This is a genomic window from Curtobacterium sp. MCBA15_007, assembly GCF_001864905.1.
GTDB lineage: Bacteria > Actinomycetota > Actinomycetes > Actinomycetales > Microbacteriaceae > Curtobacterium > Curtobacterium poinsettiae.
Map to the genome: position 1 here is coordinate 75,403 of NZ_MJGM01000003.1, position 18,153 is coordinate 93,555.

The following is an 18,153-nucleotide window of genomic DNA, read 5'->3' on the forward strand; positions in this document are numbered from 1 at the left end:
AGGGAAGACAGTCCGCACTTTGGGGGACACCCCTCGTCCAGGGGACGGAACCTGTTAAGTTGCACACACGTGTGCACGTTATTACGATGGGGTGCGTGACCACCACCGAGCACCCCTCCCGCGCGCCCCGCCGCGACGCCACGGAGAACCGGGCAGCACTCCTCGACGCGGCGCGGACCTGCCTGCAGCAGGACCCGGACGCCTCCATCGAGACGATCGCCGCCGCGGCCGGCCTCTCGCGTCGCGCGGTGTACGGGCACTTCCCCTCGCGCGACGACCTGGTGCGCGAGGTCGTGACCGCCGGCGCCGCCCGGATCGCCGCCGCCATGCCCACCGCCTCGGACCTGCAGGGGCTCCCGCCGGCCGCACGCCTGGCAGCCATCGCGGTGACGCTCTGGACCGAGGTCTCGCACGTCCGCTCGATGGCCCGGATCGCCGTGCGCAGCCCCTTCGCCGAACCCGTCGCCGAGGTCTTCGCCCCGTTGCGCTCACAGGTGCGTCAGGCGTGCGCGCTCGGCATCGCCGACGGCGCGATGCGGGACGACGTCGACCCCGAGACCCTCGGCCGCCTGGTCGAGGGCGCGTGCATCGCCGTCCTCGACGAAGCCACCCGCTCCGGCACGAGCGACGAGGACGGACGGCGGATGGTGGTGGTGTCGGCGCTGGGCACGGCCGGCATCGACTGGCGCACCGCACTGCTCTCCGAACCCGCAGCTCCCGCTCCCGCCCCGAAGGACCACGTATGACCCTCGAACTCGACCACGTCGGCATCGGCGAGGAGCCCGGCGCACCCCTGCCCGTCGTCTCCGCCGTCGCCGCGCCCGGACGCCCGGGGGTCCTCGCCGTCGAGACCGAGCAGGCACCCGTGCTCGCGTCCCTCGTCGCCGGTGGCCGCATGCAGCCCGACACCGGCCGCCTGCTGCTCGACGGGCACGAGGACCCGGCAGCCGTCCGCCGCGCGTTCGCGCTGGTCGACACCCCCGGGATCGCCGAACCCTTCCCCGTCCTGACCCTCAAGCAGATCGTGCGCGAGGAACTCGCGTTCGCCGGGCAGCGCCCGAACCGCGAGCACGTCGACACGGTGCTCGACGAGCTCGGACTGCGGGACTACGTCGACACCGCCGTGCAGCGGGTCCCGACGGCCGTGCGCATCCGGCTGCTCGTCGAGCTCGCGCTGCTCCGCGACGGTGTCACCGGCATCGTGATCACCTCGCCCGAGCGGCACGGCGGCGCCGTCGAGGACTGGTTCCAGGTGGTCCGCGACGTCGCCCGACGGGGCGTGACCGTGGTGCTGGTGACCTCGAAGGCCGCCGCCGCGACCGTCGAGCACCTGCTCGACACGATCGAGACGCACGACGACGTCGCGGCGCCCGGCGTCGCCGAGACGCTCGAACAGCCCCAGACCGAGGACCCCGAGGACGTGGCCCGAACCGACGGAACCGAGCCGGGCCTCCTGGCCGCTCCTTCCGTCACCACAGCATCCGCAACCGTCCCGACGGAGGCACAGAAGTGACCACCACCTCGCTCGTCCGCGCAGAACTCGCGCGGCTCACCGCGACCCCGCTCGCACGCCTGGCGTTCATCGCGCTGATGATCGTGCCGCTGCTCTACGGCGGCGCCTACCTGTGGGCGAACCGCGACCCGTACGCGAAGCTCGACCAGATCCCCGCCGCGATCGTGGACCTCGACGCCGGCGCCACGCTGGACGGCGACCAGGTCGACTACGGCAAGGACGTCACGAAGGAAGCCATCGACGGCGCTGACTTCAAGTGGACGAAGACGAGCGCCGCCGACGCCCGCTCCGGTGTCCGGAACGGCACCTACGACTTCGTCGTCACCATCCCGCACGACTTCTCCGAGCACCTGGTGTCCGCGCAGTCCGACGACCCGACCCAGGCGAAGCTCGTCATGACGACGGCCGACACGAACTCGTACCTGGCCTCGACCATCGCCGAGCAGGCGGGCAAGACCATGCGCACCGCCGTCGCCGAGCGCGTCGGCAAGCAGGCCGCGAAGACCCTGCTCGTCGGGCTCGCCGACGTCCGCGACAGCCTCGGCGACGCCGTCGACGGTGCCGATGAGCTCGCTTCCGGGGCCAAGAAGGCGGACCGGGGTGCCCACACGCTCGCGGACGGCACCGGCAAGCTGTCGTCCGGTGCGGCGGAGCTCGCCTCCGGCACGGCGTCGTTGCCGTCCCAGACCCAGCAGTTGGACAGCGGGGCGCAGCAGGTGGCGTCGGGGGCGTCGACCCTGGCGTCCGGGCTGGCCAGCGCGCAGCAGCAGACGGCGGCGCTGCCGTCGCAGACGCAGCAGTTGGACAGTGGGGCGCAGCGGGTCGCGGCCGGCAACAAGAAGCTCGCCGACACGGTCGACTCCTACAGCCCCGACGTCGAGTCGCTCCAGCCGCTGGACGCCAGGACGGTGATCGCAGGCATCACCGACAACCTGCCCGAGGGCGTCGAGCTCACGAAGGACCAGCAGACCGCCCTGGAGTCGTCCGTCACCGACGCCGTCACCCGGGTCAACAGCGCCGGCGCTTCGGCGAAGAAGACCTACGAGAGCACGAAGTCCTCGGTGGACAAGCTCCGAGACGGCTCCGCACAGGTCGCAGCCGGTACGTCGTCGCTCGCCTCCGCGGCGCCGACGCTCGCGTCCGGCATCTCCTCGGCGGCGACGGGGGCGTCCACGCTCGCATCGGGGGCCGCCCAGGTGGCCGACGGCACGTCGAAGCTGGCCTCGGCCGCTCCGACCCTGTCGTCCGGTGCATCGCAGCTCGCGACCGGTGCGAAGACCGCCGACCAGGGCGCCTCGTCGCTCGCGTCAGGGTTGGACAAGCTCACGACCGGCTCGTCGAAGCTCGCGTCGTCGCTCGACCAGGGCCGCACGAAGATCCCGGCGTCGAACGCCTCGGAGCGTGCATCGCAGGCCTCGGTCATCTCCGACCCGGTCAAGGTCGGGGACGACAACGTCGCCGCCGCGTCGAACTACGGCGCCGGCCTCGCGCCGTTCTTCATCTCGCTCGCGGCCTGGATCGGCATGTACGCGCTGTTCCTCATCCTCAAGCCGATCTCGAAGCGTGCGATCACGGCGGTGCGGAAGCCCCTCGCGGTGGTGTTCGGCGGCTGGCTGACCCCGGCGCTCCTCGGCCTGGTGCAGATGGTGGCGCTGTTCTTCATCGTGCGCTTCGCCCTCGACCTGAACGTGGTGCACGTCGGTGGCACGATCGGGATCATGGTGCTGGCCTCGGCGACCTTCGCGGCGATCATCATGGCCCTCAACGTGCTGCTCGGCTCGGTGGGGCAGTTCCTCGGACTGGTACTGATGCTCGTGCAGCTCGTCACCGCCGGCGGGACGTTCCCGTGGCAGACGCTGCCGGGGCCGTTGGCGGCGCTGCACTTCGCGCTGCCGATGACGTACTCGGTCGACGCGATCAGGCAGACGATGTACGGCGGGAACCTCGGCGCCGCGTGGTCGGACGCGGGCGTGCTGCTCTGCTGGCTGCTCGGGGCGCTCCTGGTGTCCTTCGTGGTCACGGCGCGGCAGACCCGCTCCCGCACGCTGCGCGACCTGCGCCCGAGCCTGATCGGGTAGCGGGCGCGGGCGGCGGCGCCGCGACATCGAGTGAGCAGAAGACGACGGGTGTGCAATAGCGACCCGTCGTCTTCTGCTCACTCGACGCGACCTCCGCGTGCAAGGAGCGTCTTCAGGTGCGCCACTGCGGCTGAGCGGTGCAGCGTCAGGTCGGACTTGGTCCACCGGACCACCACCCAGCCGAGTCGTTCCATCTCACGGTAGCGGCGGAGGTCACGGCCCCACTGCTCGGCGTCGGTCCGGTGGTGGTCGCCTTCGTACTCGATGACGATGCGCTGCTCGGGGTAGGCCATGTCGACACGGCCGACGAACCGACCGGCTTCGTCGAGCACGTTGACCTGCAGTTCGGGCTCGGGCAGCCCCGCGCGGACGATCGCCAGCCTCGCTCGGGTCTCCTGCGGCGACCCGGCGCCCACCCGCACGAGCTCGAGTGCAACGCGCAGCTTCCGCACGCCACGACGATTCCCCGCCCCGGCGAGCGCGGCGGCGAGGTCCTCCAGCGCGGTCGCGCAGGCCCGCGACGTGACGATGGCGTCACCCAGGACGACGAGCTCATCGAGTCCGAGCAGGTCACCGCACTCCACCCACAGCGTCGCGGGGCTGCTGGACGGAACACCCCGGCGTTGCCGGGTGCTCACCCGGTCAGCCGCCACGCGGTGCCCGACCACACCGACGCGCCGGGGCTGCGCCTGCGGGTGCACGCTGGTGATGTGCACCGGTGTGTCAGGGCCGCACGGCACCGGCAGACCCCACAACACCGCCGCCGAGGTGTGGCTGACGAACTGTCCGGGCAACAGGACCGGCCGCAGTGCCTGGATGCGGCGGATCGGATCGGGTGGTCGGTCCCGGGGCCATCGGATCGATCGCGTCGGGCATGTCAGGTCCTTCCGCTGGAGTCGTTGTCGGGGAACTCCGGCTCGATCAGCCGCGCCGATGTCGAAGGCCCGGCCTCGCAGCGCCGGAGGGAGTGGTCGTGGTCGCATGCCGACACGCTCGCGCCCCGCGCCGACGCCCCGCTCACCGAACCGGAGTTCCGTGCAGAAACGGCACCGCGCCTCCCCTGTGGAGGACTCGCGAACCCAAGGGAGTGAGCAGAAGACGACGAGTGGCTGTTCGGGACCCGTCGTCTTCTGCTCACTCGACCACCCGCACCACCACCCCGCCCGCCCGCCCATGTCACGTCAACCGCTACGATCGACGCACGAGCCAACGGAGGTCGAAGCGCATCATGGGAGACGGCAAGCCCGCGACCATCTACGACGTCGCCGCACGCGCCGGGGTCTCCAAGTCCCTCGTCTCCCTCGTGCTGCAGCGCTCCCCCCGGGTCAGCGACCAGCGCCGGGCCGCGGTGCTGAAGGCGATCCAGGAGCTCGACTACCGGCCCTCCACCGCGGCCGTGTCCCTCGCCGGCACCCGCAGCCGCACCATCGGCGTGGTCCTCGACGATTTCCGCAACCAGTGGTTCGTGGACCTGCTCACCGGCCTGCGCGAGAGCCTGCAGGACCAGGGGCACCGGCTCGTGGTCGCCGACCGCTTCCTCAACACGGGGCTCGACGCCTCACCGGTCGAGGGCTTCCTGTCCATGCGCGTCGAGGGCATCGTGATCGCCGGCGAGCCGACCACCGACCTGGCGATCCCCGCCTCGATGCCGCTCGTGATCGCCGGCGGCCGCGTCGCGATCCCGCGCGCCGACACGGTGGCGAACGACGACCACGCCGGTGGCGGCATCGCGGCGCAGCACCTGCTCGACCTCGGGCACACCCGACTCGGGTTCGTCGGTGCGAGTTCGGCGGCCTCGGCGGAACGCCAGGCCGGGTTCGAGCAGGTAGCGGCGACACGTGCGTCCGTCGTCACGACGGTGCTGCCCGGCGAGCCCACCGAAGAGGCCGGTTCGCGTGCCCTCGGCATGCTCCTCGACGAGCACCCGGACGTCACGGCGGTCTTCGCCGCGAACGACGTGATGGCCCTGGGTGCCCTGTCCGAACTCGCCGAACGCGGGTTGCGCGTCCCCGAGGACGTCTCCGTCATCGGCTACGACGACACCCCCGTGGCCGCGATGCGGTACGTCGGCCTGACGAGCATCGACGACCGCAGTGTCGAGATCGGCCGCGGCGCCGGCGAGCGTCTGCTCGCCCGCATCGCCGATCCGCGGATCGCCGCGACGGAACTGCTCGTCGAACCCCGCCTGGTCGCGCGCCGCACCACCGCCGCGCGCTGACGCGGCCCCCTGCCCCCGGCCGGGAGGCCCGCCCCGCGTCCGTCACGCCCGCTTCGTGAGCAGGAATGGTCGGGTCCAGGGCCCGTACCCGACCGTTTCTGCTCACGACGTCGCGCCGGGCAACTCCGCGTGCTGGACGACCCAGCTGTGCATGACGATCGCCGCGGCGGCCGAGGCGTTGATGCTCCGCGTCGACCCGAACTGCGTGATCTCGAGGTGCGCGTCGGCACCGGCGACCGCCTGCTCGGTGAGCCCGGGGCCCTCCTGCCCGAACAGGAACACGCAGCGCTCCGGGATCGTCGCGGTCTCGATGCGTTCGGCACCCGGGGTGTTGTCGATGGCGACGACGGGACGCGCTTCATCGGCCATCGCGGCGAGGAACGCTTCGACGTCGGGGTGGTACCGGACGTGCTGGTAACGGTCGGTCACCATCGCCCCGCGCTTGTTCCACCGCCGCCGTCCGATGATGTGCACCGTGCCGGCGAGGAACGCGTTGGCGCTCCGCACGATCGACCCGATGTTCAGGTCGTGCTGCCAGTTCTCGATCGCCACGTCGAACGCGTGCCTGCGGGTGTCGAGTTCAGCGACGATCGCGTCCATCGACCAGTACCGGTAGCGGTCGAGCACGTTCCGGGAGTCCCCGGCGGCCAGCAGCTCCGGGTCGAGCCTCGGGTCGTCGGGCCAGGGTTCCGGGTGCGGCCCCACCCCGTTGGTCGTCAGCTCGTGCGACGGTTCGGGCGCAGTGGTCACCCGACCAGCGTACGGCCGGGCGCGGGGTCGGGCGCCGCGGGCTCAGGCGGTGCGGGCGATGCGCGCCTCGATGCCGGCGATCAGGATGTCGAGGCCGAGCGCGAACCGGTCGTCGTAGGAGTGCTCGCCGAGGATCTCGCCCACCAGGCGGTGCCGCTCGGGTCGGCCGGCCTCGGAGTCCCCGCGTCCGACCTGCACCCCGGCGTGCCCGACCACGAAGTCGTACACGACGAAGAAGGCGTACATCGCCTCGGCCGGCGGCAGCCCGGCGTCCTGCAGGGCACCGACGACCTTCGCCACGACGGCGTCCGACTCGGTCGAGGCGAGCGGGGCGCGCTGGCTGTGCGACTCGAGCACGAGCGGGTGGGTGCGCATCAGGTCACGGAACGTCGTGGCGAAGGTGCGGACGACGGCGTGCCACTCGTCGGGCCAGACGAAGGTGGCGGTGAACTCGTCGACCGTGCGGCGGACGAGTTCGGCGTGCAGGTCGTCCAGGCCGCCGATGGTCCGGTGCACGGTCATCGGGGCGACGCCGAGCCGGACGCCCAGGGCACGGAAGGACAGCCGGTCGAGGCCGTCCTCGTTCGCGATGGTCGTGGCGGCGTCGATCACCTGCTCGCGGGAGAGCACGTTCGGGCGGCCTCGGCGTCGTCGCGGCGTCACCTCGAGCTCCGTCTCCGACACCGGGGTGGGTCGGGGCGCGGTGGACGGGGTTCCGGGTTCGACGAGCACGAGGGGGCCTCCTTGATTCGGTACGTGTCCCGAAAAGCGTAGGGCAAACCCGACCGCGGTTCGGTGTCTCGACCATCTCGGGTCTGGCAGCAGCGCGCAAGAGCCGCCCCGGGCCTCCCGGCCCTTTCCGAGCCGGCCACGAGCCGACGCGAGCCGGACCTGAACCCCCGCGCAGTAGGGTGAGGCGCATGGCGACCCGAAACGACGTCGAGTGCTGGCTGACCGACATGGACGGCGTGCTCGTCCACGAGAACCAGGCGCTCCCCGGCGCGCCGGAGCTCATCCAGCAGTGGCTCGACGACGGCACCGAGTTCCTCGTGCTGACGAACAACTCGATCTTCACGCCGCGCGACCTGAGCGCCCGGCTGCGGGGCTCCGGCCTGCACGTGCCCGAAGAGCGGATCTGGACGAGTGCGCTCGCGACGGCCGACTTCTGCAAGTCGCAGATGCCGGGCGGGTCCGCGTTCGTGATCGGCGAGGCCGGCATGACGACCGCCCTGCACGAGGCCGGGTTCATCATGACCGAGACCGCTCCCGACTACGTCGTCGTCGGCGAGACCCGCAACTACTCGTTCGAGGCGATCACGAAGGCCGTGCGGCTCATCCGCGACGGCGCACGGTTCATCGTGACGAACCCCGACGCCACCGGCCCGAGCGCCGAGGGGGTCCTGCCGGCCACCGGCGCCATCGCGGCCATGATCGAGAAGGCGACCGGCAAACAGCCCTACGTGGTGGGCAAGCCGAACCCGATGATGTTCCGGTCGGCGATGAACCGGATCGGCGCGCACTCCGAGAACACCGGCATGATCGGCGACCGGATGGACACCGACGTGCAGGCCGGCATCGAGGCGGGGCTGCACACCGTGCTCGTGATGACGGGGATCAGCGACCAGGCCGAGATCGACCGGTACCCGTTCCGTCCGAGCGAGGTCATCTCCGGCGTGCACGAACTCGTGCGCACCGAGCCGTTCGAGGTCGAGCTCTAGCCCTGACGACCCACCGGCGTCGGGCCGTCGGCAGTGCGCCGGTGGCCGGTCAGTTGCCGGCAGCCGACTCGCGCCAGCGCGCCTGACCGATGATGTTCTGCGCGTAGGAGACCCGGTTGAACACGTCGACGCGCTGCTCCTCGGAGAAGACCTGCACGAACTCGGTGTGCGACTGACCGTTCGCGGCCCAGATCGACACGGAGACGTTGCCCTGCGTCCGTCGCTCCTTCGCGAGCAGGAACAGGAGTCCGAGCAGGAAGAACCACACCGTGATGACGGTCATCACGATCGCCCACGTCGGGATGTGCGACGTCGACGACGACTGGTCCTGCGCGGTGATGTTCACCTGCGCGGCCGGCCAGGTCCCGCTCGGCGTGACGATGCGGTCCTGCGTCACCCCCACGGATCCGATCGAGACGAGTACTGGGCTCGGCGCCGGCGCCCCACCGGTCGGCTGCATGCTCATGGTGGAACCCTAGCGGCCCACGCACCCCGGGCGGCTTTCGGAGTGCAGCCTGCGCCGGGGGGGGGTGGGTGGCGAGGTCGCACGCGGGGTGGGTGGCGGCGCTCGGTGGGCGGCAGCGGCGCACAGTGCGGAGTTGGGCAGCGGGCACCGGGTTGGTGGTTCCGTGCGAGCCTGCAGCGCCGCACCCAGCCGTCAAGCTCGCACCGCATGAACGAACCCGCACCGTGCCGAGCCCGGGGAGACGGGGCGCAGCCGGACACGTGGCCGGTGGCAGGCCGTGCGGTGGGCCGTTCGGTTGGCGGCGGCGCACGGTGCGAGGTTGGGCAGCTGGTGCCGCGGTGCTGGTTCGGTGCAAGCCTGCAGCGCCGCACCCAGCCGTCAAGCTCGCACCGCATGTACGAACCTGCACCGTGCCGAGCCCGGCGAGACAGAGCGGGCGCGAGGTTGGCGGCGGCGCACCGTGCGAGGTTGAGCAGCGGGTGCCGCGGCCGGGCGCGAGGTTGGCGGCGGCGCACGGTGCGGGGTTGGGCAGCTGGTGCCGGGTTGGTGGTTCCGTGCGAGCCTGCAGCGCCGCACCCAGCCGTCAAGCTCGCACGGGGGCGCGCACTCCGCACCGTGCGGCGCGCACCCCGCACCCCGCACCGTGCGGCGCGGCGCACGATGACGATCCGGTGAACAGAACCGTTCCGCGGTGAACGACGGGAAAACTGCCCCGGGAGCGACCCTAGGGTTGCCCTGGTCGAGCTGAAAGCGGCTCTGACCAGGGTTTTCTGTGAATTGCTACAGGATGGGGTCATCGGTGCCGATGTCGGTTCGTGCCACGACGGCAGTGGTCGTCGGCGCACTCGGAGCACTCGTGGGGACCGCGATCGTCGCCCCGCACCTGGTCCCTCCGACGTCGCCGCACACGAGCGCGGTCACCGTGCAGGCCGGCACCGACGCCTGCGGAACGGGGTGGCCCGCGAGTCCGGACCGCGCTCTCGCCGGCCCCCAGACGTTCCGGATCCACAACACCTCCGTCGCCGGGATCGAGGTGCAGCTGGTCGACCCCACGAACGGCGCGGTCTACCTCGACGCGGAGGGGCTGGGAGCGGGTGCGACGCACGACTACGGCGTCCGACTCCCCCGCGGCCAGTACCGGTTCCGTTGCCTGCCCGCCGACGCGAACCCCGGCACCGGGGCCGTCGTCCACCTGCGCGGCGCCACGCACGTCAGCGACGAGACCCCCGGGATCGTCCCGGTCACCCGCGACGACCTGATCCCCGCCGCCAAGTCGTACGGCGACTGGATCGAGAGCCGCCTGCCGACGCTGCTCGCCGACGTGCGTGCACTGGACGCCGACGTCCGGACGGGTGACGTCCGGGCCGCACGACGGGACTGGCTGGTCGGTCACCGCGAGTACGAGCAGCTCGGAGCCGCCTACGGCGCGTTCGGGGACGACGACACCGCGATCGACGGGCTCCCCGCCGCCGGACGGACCGCACTCGACGACCCGCACCTGACCGGCTTCCACCGCGTCGAGGCGCTGCTGTGGTCGGCAGCGCCCGGCAGCCGCGCCGTCGCACCCGCCGACGCCCTGGTCGCCGCGGTCGAACACCTGCGCCGGACGTTCCCCACCCAGCGGGTCGACCCGCTCGACATCGGCCTGCGCTCGCACGAGATCCTCGAGAACGCGCTCCGCTTCGAGGCGACCGGGGCCACCGACGCCGGCAGCCACACGGCACTGGCGACGATCGACGCGAACATCAGCGGGACGGAGCACGCGCTCGAGCCGCTCCGGTCGATCCTGCGGACCCGCTACCCGGGCCTCCGGGCCACCGACCGTGCGCTGGCGACCCTGCGCGCCGACGTCGAGTCACACCGACGGACCGACGGCAGCTGGGACACCCTCGACGGTCTCGACCGCAGCGCCCGCGAGCACCTGGACGCCGACCTCGACGCTGCGCTCGAACAGCTCGCGCCCGTCGCCGCCATCTGCGACCCGAGGAGGACCTCGTGACCGAACGACCGCAGCGCCCGGGCCCGGCGGGCCCCCGGAGCCAGCAGCGCCCACGCGGGATGGACGCGGCGACGTACCGCCGGATGGCCGAGGCGCACGCCCGCCTCGGGCTCTCCGCCGACGGCAGTGTGTGTCCCGCCGGCGCACCGGACGACCAGCAGCAGCCCGGCCCCACCCGCGGGGTCGGACGCCGCGCGTTCCTGACCAGCGCGGTCGGGGCAGGTGCCGGAGCCGCCGCGGCGGCAGCGAGCCTGACCGCCGGGCGTGGGACGGGCCTCCAGGCAGCCGCCGCGACCACCGGCGGTGCCGACGCCTCGTACGCGTTCCACGGCGCGCACCAGGCCGGGATCACCACACCCGCGCAGCGACAGTCGGCGTTCTTGGCGTTCGACGTGACCGCGGCCGACCGCGGGGACCTCGCCGACCTGCTCCGGACGATCACCGAGCGGGCCCGGTTCCTGACCCGCGGCGGCACGCCTGCCGACGTCGGGATCACCGCGCCGCCGGCCGACTCCGGCGTGCTCGGACCGCAGGTCGCGGCCGACGGGCTCACCGTGACGGCGAGCGTCGGCGCCTCGCTCTTCGACCACCGGTACGGCCTGTCGGGGCAGCGCCCGGCGCGGTTGCGGACGATGGAGGACTTCCCGAACGACGACCTCGACCGGTCGATCTCGGACGGCGACCTGCTGCTGCAGGTGTGCGCGCACAACACCGACACCGTCCTGCACGCCGTCCGCGACATCGCCCGGGCCACCCGCGGCGGCATGCAGGTGCGCTGGCGCCAGGACGGTTTCGCGTCCCCGCCGCGCCCCTCCGGCACCCCGCGCAACCTGCTCGGGTTCAAGGACGGCACCGGCAACCCCTCCACCGCGGACCGCAGCGTGATGGACGACCTGGTCTGGACCCGCGGTGGACAGGACGGCGAACCCGACTGGGTCACCGGGGGCAGCTACCACGTCGTGCGGACCATCCGGATGTTCGTCGAGTTCTGGGACCGCGTCTCGCTGCACGAGCAGGAGAACATGATCGGCCGGCACCGCGACTCGGGTGCCCCGCTCACCCGCAGCGGCGAGTTCGACGACCCCCGGTACCAGGACGACCCGACCGGCGACGTCATCCAGATGGACGCACACATCCGGTTGGCGAACCCGCGCACCGCCGAGGCCCGTGCGCAGCAGATGCTCCGTCGTCCCTACAACTACGACAACGGCACCGACACGAACGGCGACCTCGACATGGGCCTGTTGTTCGCGTGCTTCCAGGCCGACCTGGAACGGCAGTTCGTCGCCGTGCAGAAGCGCCTGGTCGACGAGCCCCTGGTCGACTACGTGTCACCGGTCGGCGGCGGCTACTTCTTCGCCCTGCCCGGGGTCCGCCACGCGGACGACTGGCTGGGCCGTCGACTGCTCGCACGGACCTAGCAGGGCCGACGCTCGCACATCCCAGCCCGGGCCGTCGCCCGCACGGCCCCGCCCGCACGGACCCGCCCGGACCCGCCCGCCCGCCGGGCCCCACCGCTCCCCCACCACCCCACCGTCCCGACCAGTGAGAGGTTCCACGTGTTCCGACCTTCCGAACGACGCGTCCAACAGGGCGCGCTCGCCATCATGGCCCTGGCGGCCGTCGCCGGGACGGCCCTCGCCATCCCGCAGTCGGCGTCCGCCGCGGACAACTCCCTCAGGACCACCACCCCGATCAAGCACGTCGTCGTCATGTACGACGAGAACGTGTCGTTCGACCACTACTTCGGCACCTACCCGAAGGCCGCGAACACCGACGGCACCCGCTTCACCGCCGCACGGAGCACCCCGAAGGTGAACACGCTCGCGTCCTCCGGCACCCTGACGAAGAACCCGAACGCCTACGCCCCGTCACGGCTGACGCCCGCCCAGGCGCTCACCTGCGACCAGAACCACAACTACCTGCCCGAGCAGAAGGCCGTCGACGGCGGTGCCATGGACAAGTTCGTCGAGAGCACCTCGGTGGACACCTGCACCGGGCTGTACGGCTCGCCGGGCCTGACGATGGACTACTACGACGGCAACACCACGACCGGGCTGTGGAACTACGCCCAGAACTACGCGATGAGCGACAACGCCTGGGACACCGGCTTCGGACCCTCCACCCCCGGGGCGCTCAACCTGATCAGCGGCAACACCCACGGCGGCACGGGCGTGGACTCGGTCACCGGTGCCACGGTGCCGACCTCGACCGCCGTCGTCGCGAAGGACGCCGCGGGCCAGGGCACCGTCACCGCCGACCCGGACCCCGCCTACGACGACTGCTCCGACAAGGACCACACGTCGACGTCGAACCTGGTGAAGATGTCGGGCAAGAACATCGGCGACCTGCTCAACGCGAAGGGCGTCACCTGGGGCTGGTTCCAGGGCGGCTTCACCCCGACGACGGCCTACGCGGGCACCGGCACGCTCGCCAAGTGCGACGCCACCACGACGAACGTCGGCGGCTCGGTCAGCAACGACTACTCGCCGCACCACAACCCGTTCGCGTACTACGCGTCGACGTCGAACCCGCACCACCTGGCACCGACGAGCGACCGCATGATCGGCTCCACCGACCGGGCGAACCACCAGTACGACCTGTCCGCGTTCGACACGGCCCTCGCCGAGCACCGGATGCCCGCCGTGTCCTTCCTCAAGGCACCCGAGGCCCAGGACGGCCACGCCGCGTACTCCGACCCGCTCGACGAGCAGAAGTTCCTGACGTCGAAGATCAACGAGATCGAGCGGTCGCCGGAGTGGTCGAGCACGGCCATCGTCATCAACTACGACGACTCGGACGGCTGGTACGACCACGTCGCGCCGACGATCCTGAACGGCTCGACGGACTCCTCGAACGACACCACGGTCTGCACCACGGCCGCGACCAAGGTCGGTGTCGCCGGTGGGTACCTCGACCGCTGCGGCCCCTCGCAGCGGCTGCCGTACCTGGTCATCTCGCCGTTCGCCAAGCAGAACCACGTCGACCACACCGCCATCGAGCAGACCTCGACCACGAAGTTCATCGAGGACAACTGGTCGACGGGCCGGATCGGTGACCAGTCGTTCGATGCTCGTGCCGGGTCCCTCCGGGGCATGTTCGACTTCACGCACCCGCAGCACCGCGAGGTGCTCCTGAACACCAAGACGGGTGCGGTCTCGCGGATCGTGTCGACGGCCGTCACGCCGAAGCCGACCCCGAAGCCCACGACGAAGCCGCACACGGGCTCCGGCAGCGGTACGGGCGCGAGCACCGGTTCCGCTGGTGGGACCGGCAGCGGCTCGAGCACGGGTGCGGGCACGGGGAGCGGGGCAGCGCCGGTCTCGAGTGCCTCAGCAGGAGCCGGGGCCACGGGGCAGACCGTCGCCGCCGACCCGTCCGCGACCGACCCGTCGGCGACGCGCCTGGCCTTCACCGGTGCGCAGCTCACCGGGGTCACGATCGCCGCGATCGTGTTCCTGATGTCCGGCATCGCGCTGGTCGTCATCCGCCGTCGCCAGCTCCGCCGTCGGGCCGACTGACACGGAGCGTCGGGCCGACTGACACGACGCGTCGGGCCGACTGACTCGACAGACCGGTGCCCCGGAGCGTGCTGCGCTCCGGGGCACCGTCGCGTCCGCGCGGGCTCGCCCCGCGCCCGTCGGCGCAGCGCCAGTCGGCGCAGCGTCCGCCAGTGCAGCGCCCGTCGCGTCCGTTCCCTCAGACCACGTCGGCCTGGAGGCGCGGCTCGCCTCCCGGCACCACGACCGCCCCCATGGGCGGTACCGTCCGCCACCGCTTCGCCAGCCGCCGCGGTCGGTCGTCGTACCAGGCGACGACCCCGCCCGCCACGATGCCGAACGCGAGCACCCCGAACGAGAACAGCCCGATCAGGCCGAGCAGGGTCAGCTTCCCGAAGTCGCCCGTGTCCGCGGTCGCCGAGAACCCGATCGACCCGAAGTCCCAGAAGGCGTGCAGCAGCACCGGTGCGAGCAGGGACCCGGTCAGCCGACGCGCGACGTACAGCGTCGACCCGAACGACGCCGCGAACACGACCTGGATCAGCGTCGGTCCGATGCCCGCCCCGGCGAGCGCGTTGAGCAGGTGCAGCAGCCCGAACAGCACACACGACAGCGCCCAGACACCCATCTCGGGCAGGCGGCGGCGCAGCCCGACGAGCAGGGTCCCACGGGCCATCAGCTCCTCGAACACCCCGACGAACAGCACCCCGACGGCGAGCAGCAGGAAGTAGTGCGCCGGCAGCGCCGTCCAGTCGATCAGGGGCAGCCGCACGACGCACACCACCAGCACGAGGATCGGCGCGAGCATCGTCCACCGCACCCGCGTCCGGACCGGGTCGACCGTGGCGATCCGCCACCAGCCGAGCGCCGTGACGAACACGGCGAGCGCGGCGACGGCGATGCCCTCGGGGATGACCAGGGCGTGCACGACGCTGTCGACGGTCTGCGCGAGGGTCGCGTAGTCGTCACTCGGCCGCGAGCGCCAGGCGCTGATGGCCGCGAACACCACGAGCGGCGCGAGCCCGAGCAGCAGCGACGGGGGCACCGGCCAGCGACGGCGGCGGGCTCGGGTGGGGGTGGTCGTGGTCACCTCCCGGTTGTACCAGGCGGGACGTACGATTGGCGGTATGCGCCTGCCCTCCCTGTCCACGATGGCAGAGGACTACGTCAAGCTCATCTGGAAGGCCAGCGAGCGCGGCGGGCCCGGGCTGGCGACGCGGGACATCGCCGCGTCGCTGAAGGTGTCGGCGTCGACGGTGTCGGGCAACCTCAAGAAGCTCGACCGTGACGGCCTGATCGAGCACACCCCGTACTACGGCGTCGTCCTCACGCCCCTGGGCCAGCAGGTCGCGGTGGCGATGGTCCGCCGGCACCGGCTGATCGAGACGTTCCTGGTGCGGCGGCTCGGCTACTCGTGGGACGAGGTCCACACCGAGGCCGAGGCCCTCGAGCACGCGGTCTCGGAGCGGTTCCTGGACCGTGTCGACGCCGACCTCGGGCACCCGACGCACGACCCCCACGGTGACCCGATCCCCGGCGCGGACGGCATCGTGCCGGACTCCCCCGGCACGCTCCTCGGCGCGATCGAGCCCGGTGCGTGCGGCACGGTCGACCGGGTCTCGGACGACGACCCGTCGCTGCTGCGGTACTTCGACGAGCTCGGGGTCCGGCTGGGCACGCACCTGCGGGTGGAGAGGGTGCGCGACTACGCCGGCGTCATCGCGGTGTCACGACGCTCGACCGACGGTTCGGAGTCCCTCGTCGACCTGCCGGCCGCCGCCGCCGCGTCCATCTGGCTGGCGCCCGACGGCGACTGACCGCGCTGCGGGCGCTGGCCGGCTGGTCGCGGCCGGTCGGCCGGTCGGCCGGTCGGCTGGTCGGCTGGTCGCGACACGCCGCTCACGTCCGCCGAGCGGTCACGAACTGTCGTCCGACAGCCCCGCAACCGACGATTCGCGACCGCTCGGCGCCGAGCGCACGGGGTGTCACGACCGCACCGCGGCCCGCGAACGCGCGTGGCGACGGACGGGAGGCTCAGCGCGCGACCGCCACGCGCCTCCCGTCCGGCACCCCCGCCGGTCACGACACCCCGCTCACGTCCGCCGACCGGTCACCATCCGTCGCCCGACAGCCCCGAAACCGACAGTCCGCGACCACCCGGCGCGCCCGGCCGGGCGCGCCCGCCGGCCCTACCCCTTGACCGAACGCGTCCGGCCGAGGGCGACCTCGCGCCGAGCCCGTTCGAGCGCGTACTCGGAGGCGACGCCGGGGTCGTGCAGCAGGCGTTCGGTCTCGCGCACGTGCTCGCGGACGACGTCGGAGCCCCGGTCGGCAGCCGCTGCCAGCACCGGCGCGACGGTGTCCTCGCCGAGTCCCACCAGCGCACGCGACAGGCTGAGCCGACGATCCCGGTCGCCGACGCCGAGCTGCACCGCGAGGGTCCGCGCGAGCGACGCCCGCTCGTCGCCGGGGACCAGGGCGACCGCAGTACGCCAGGCGGCTCGGAGCACCTCGTCGTCCTGGTCCCCGAGCAGCGGGCGCACCGCCGGCCAGGCGTCCGGGTCACCGATCTTCGACAGGGTGTGCAGCGCCTGGCTGCGGGCCTGCGGCTCGGGGCGCTCGAGTTCGGGCAGCACCCGGGCCACGACGTCCTCGGCCCGGTGTCGGGTCAGTGCCCACGTCAGCATGTCGCGGACGAAGAAGTCCGGCTCCACGGCGCACTGCGCGACGAGCACCTCGAGGTCCGACGGGTCCGGGGTGGTGCCCGCGGCCATCACGGCCTGCAACCGGGCAGAGGATCGCGCGTCGGTGAGGGCATCGGTGAGCGTGGTCATCCCTACATCGAAGCCCCTCGCGCCGGGGCCGTGTCAAGCATCGGGGCATAGCGTCGGGAGACGTGCGGTTCGCTCCCACCGCACCTCCGACCACGAAAGGACCTCCGCATGCCCCGCATCGGTACCAGTGACCTGCACGTGTTCCCACTCGCCCTCGGCGGCAACGTCTTCGGGTGGACGGCGGACGAGTCGACCTCGCACCAGGTCCTCGACGCCTACACCGCGGCCGGCGGCGACTTCATCGACACCGCCGACGTCTACTCCGCGTGGGCGCCGGGCAACTCGGGTGGCGAGTCCGAGCGTGTGATCGGTTCGTGGCTCCGGGCCTCGGGCAAGCGGGACGACGTCGTCATCGCCACCAAGGGTTCGCAACACCCGGAGTTCCAGGGCCTGGGCGCCGACACCGTCGCCGCCGCTGCCCGCGCCAGCCTCGAGCGCCTCGGCACCGACCGGATCGACCTGTACTACGCGCACTTCGACGACCAGTCGACCCCGCTCGAGGAGACCGTCCGCGCCTTCGACCAGCTCGTGCAGGACGGTCTGGTCCGGTACACCGCGATCTCGAACTACTCGAAGGACCGCGCCGCGGAGTGGATCCGCATCGCGACGGAGAACGGCCTCGCCCAGCCCGTCGCGATCCAGCCGCACTACAACCTGGTCACCCGCCAGCCGTACGAGTCCGACATCGCACCGCTCGCCCACGAGCACGGGCTCGGCGTCGTGCCGTACTTCTCGCTCGCCGCGGGGTTCCTGACCGGCAAGTACCGCACGAAGGACGACTTCGCCGGCAAGGACCGCGAGGGCCAGGTGTCCGGCTACTTCACCGACGAAGGGCTCGCCGTCGTGGATGCGCTGTCCTCGATCGCCGATGCGCACGGTTCCGAGATCGCCACCATCGCACTCGCCTGGCTGCAGGCGCAGCCCGACGTCGTCGCGCCGATCGCGAGCGCCCGGAACACCGAGCAGCTGCCGGCGCTGCTGGCCTCGGCGGAGCTCGAGCTCTCCGCCGACGAGCTGCAGACGCTGTCCGACGTGTCGGCGAAGGTGCCCGCGAGCGCCTGACGCCCGCGCGCCAGC

The 18,153-nt window shown here is 72.1% G+C and carries 16 protein-coding genes; 10 read left to right on the forward strand and 6 right to left on the reverse strand.

The window, feature by feature from the left end:
* Positions 1-95 precede the first annotated feature (95 nt).
* From BIU95_RS03995 to BIU95_RS04005, 3 genes are read left to right on the forward strand one after another with little or no spacing between them, the layout of a single operon-like run.
* Entirely contained in the window at positions 96-746 is a 651-nt protein-coding gene (locus BIU95_RS03995) for a TetR/AcrR family transcriptional regulator (protein WP_017886322.1), read from the forward strand.
* Positions 743-1,513: a hypothetical protein gene (locus BIU95_RS04000; RefSeq protein WP_017886323.1), complete on the forward strand. Its 771-nt coding sequence runs from the start codon at positions 743-745 to the stop codon at positions 1,511-1,513. The genes BIU95_RS03995 and BIU95_RS04000 overlap by 4 nt, the downstream gene beginning before the upstream one ends.
* Positions 1,510-3,591 carry a YhgE/Pip domain-containing protein gene (locus BIU95_RS04005; protein WP_071250514.1) on the forward strand — a complete coding sequence of 694 codons (2,082 nt, stop codon included), beginning with the start codon at positions 1,510-1,512 and terminating at the stop codon, positions 3,589-3,591. Before BIU95_RS04000 ends, BIU95_RS04005 begins: the two co-directional genes overlap by 4 nt.
* A gap of 77 nt (positions 3,592-3,668) precedes the next feature.
* Here BIU95_RS04005 and BIU95_RS18525 read toward each other — a convergent pair whose 3' ends face one another.
* Positions 3,669-4,229: an endonuclease domain-containing protein gene (locus BIU95_RS18525; protein ID WP_217639426.1), complete on the reverse strand. Its 561-nt coding sequence runs from the start codon at positions 4,227-4,229 to the stop codon at positions 3,669-3,671.
* A gap of 590 nt (positions 4,230-4,819) precedes the next feature.
* Between BIU95_RS18525 and BIU95_RS04015 the strand changes: the two genes are divergently transcribed.
* The gene (locus BIU95_RS04015; protein ID WP_017886326.1) at positions 4,820-5,809 is read left to right on the forward strand and encodes a LacI family DNA-binding transcriptional regulator; all 990 of its coding nucleotides are present in this window, start codon (positions 4,820-4,822) and stop codon (positions 5,807-5,809) included.
* Positions 5,810-5,911: 102 nt separating this feature from the next.
* On the opposite strand, the gene BIU95_RS04020 is transcribed toward BIU95_RS04015, so the two are convergent.
* Positions 5,912-6,559, reverse strand: coding sequence for a TrmH family RNA methyltransferase (locus BIU95_RS04020; RefSeq protein WP_056069460.1), 648 nt, complete (start codon positions 6,557-6,559; stop codon positions 5,912-5,914).
* Positions 6,560-6,601: 42 nt separating this feature from the next.
* On the reverse strand, positions 6,602-7,291 hold the full coding sequence (locus BIU95_RS04025) for a TetR/AcrR family transcriptional regulator C-terminal domain-containing protein (RefSeq protein WP_017886328.1): 690 nt from the start codon (positions 7,289-7,291) through the stop codon (positions 6,602-6,604).
* 188 nt (positions 7,292-7,479) lie between these two features.
* Here BIU95_RS04025 and BIU95_RS04030 point away from each other — a divergent pair, with 188 nt between their 5' ends.
* Entirely contained in the window at positions 7,480-8,277 is a 798-nt protein-coding gene (locus BIU95_RS04030; protein WP_071250518.1) for an HAD-IIA family hydrolase, read from the forward strand.
* Positions 8,278-8,326: 49 nt separating this feature from the next.
* Here BIU95_RS04030 and BIU95_RS04035 read toward each other — a convergent pair whose 3' ends face one another.
* A complete protein-coding gene (locus BIU95_RS04035; protein ID WP_042539144.1) occupies positions 8,327-8,743 on the reverse strand; it encodes a hypothetical protein in 417 nt (138 codons plus the stop codon).
* Between the two features lie 805 nt (positions 8,744-9,548).
* On the opposite strand from BIU95_RS04035, the gene BIU95_RS04040 reads away from it, so the two are divergent.
* The 3 genes from BIU95_RS04040 (at position 9,549) to BIU95_RS04050 (ending at position 14,263) form a co-directional block, all read left to right on the forward strand.
* A complete protein-coding gene (locus BIU95_RS04040) occupies positions 9,549-10,742 on the forward strand; it encodes an EfeM/EfeO family lipoprotein (protein WP_031259338.1) in 1,194 nt (397 codons plus the stop codon).
* The gene (gene efeB / locus BIU95_RS04045; protein WP_235045660.1) at positions 10,739-12,163 is read left to right on the forward strand and encodes an iron uptake transporter deferrochelatase/peroxidase subunit; all 1,425 of its coding nucleotides are present in this window, start codon (positions 10,739-10,741) and stop codon (positions 12,161-12,163) included. The genes BIU95_RS04040 and efeB overlap by 4 nt, the downstream gene beginning before the upstream one ends.
* 138 nt (positions 12,164-12,301) lie before the next feature.
* Positions 12,302-14,263, forward strand: coding sequence for a phospholipase C (locus tag BIU95_RS04050; protein WP_081612207.1), 1,962 nt, complete (start codon positions 12,302-12,304; stop codon positions 14,261-14,263).
* 178 nt (positions 14,264-14,441) lie between these two features.
* On the opposite strand, the gene BIU95_RS04055 is transcribed toward BIU95_RS04050, so the two are convergent.
* Positions 14,442-15,332, reverse strand: coding sequence for a CPBP family intramembrane glutamic endopeptidase (locus BIU95_RS04055; RefSeq protein WP_071250520.1), 891 nt, complete (start codon positions 15,330-15,332; stop codon positions 14,442-14,444).
* A gap of 37 nt (positions 15,333-15,369) precedes the next feature.
* Between BIU95_RS04055 and BIU95_RS04060 the strand changes: the two genes are divergently transcribed.
* Positions 15,370-16,059 (forward strand): metal-dependent transcriptional regulator, encoded by a 690-nt coding sequence (locus BIU95_RS04060; RefSeq protein ID WP_017886335.1) that lies wholly within the window; start codon positions 15,370-15,372, stop codon positions 16,057-16,059.
* Between the two features lie 372 nt (positions 16,060-16,431).
* Here the strand turns inward: BIU95_RS04060 and BIU95_RS04065 are convergent, their stop codons facing one another.
* Entirely contained in the window at positions 16,432-17,076 is a 645-nt protein-coding gene (locus BIU95_RS04065; RefSeq protein WP_017886336.1) for a HEAT repeat domain-containing protein, read from the reverse strand.
* Between the two features lie 108 nt (positions 17,077-17,184).
* Here BIU95_RS04065 and BIU95_RS04070 point away from each other — a divergent pair, with 108 nt between their 5' ends.
* A complete protein-coding gene (locus BIU95_RS04070; protein ID WP_017886337.1) occupies positions 17,185-18,138 on the forward strand; it encodes an aldo/keto reductase in 954 nt (317 codons plus the stop codon).
* Positions 18,139-18,153 lie beyond the last annotated feature (15 nt).

Bases quoted from the DNA above. Each gene is read 5' to 3' on its own strand.
- BIU95_RS04070 (WP_017886337.1), top strand. From the start codon at position 17,185: ATGCCCCGCATCGGTACCAGTGACCTGCACGTGTTCCCACTCGCCCTC.
- BIU95_RS04065 (WP_017886336.1), bottom strand. From the start codon at position 17,076: ATGACCACGCTCACCGATGCCCTCACCGACGCGCGATCCTCTGCCCGG.
- BIU95_RS04030 (WP_071250518.1), top strand. From the start codon at position 7,480: ATGGCGACCCGAAACGACGTCGAGTGCTGGCTGACCGACATGGACGGC.
- BIU95_RS04040 (WP_031259338.1), top strand. From the start codon at position 9,549: ATGTCGGTTCGTGCCACGACGGCAGTGGTCGTCGGCGCACTCGGAGCA.
- BIU95_RS04015 (WP_017886326.1), top strand. From the start codon at position 4,820: ATGGGAGACGGCAAGCCCGCGACCATCTACGACGTCGCCGCACGCGCC.
- BIU95_RS04060 (WP_017886335.1), top strand. From the start codon at position 15,370: ATGCGCCTGCCCTCCCTGTCCACGATGGCAGAGGACTACGTCAAGCTC.
- BIU95_RS04000 (WP_017886323.1), top strand. From the start codon at position 743: ATGACCCTCGAACTCGACCACGTCGGCATCGGCGAGGAGCCCGGCGCA.
- BIU95_RS04035 (WP_042539144.1), bottom strand. From the start codon at position 8,743: ATGAGCATGCAGCCGACCGGTGGGGCGCCGGCGCCGAGCCCAGTACTC.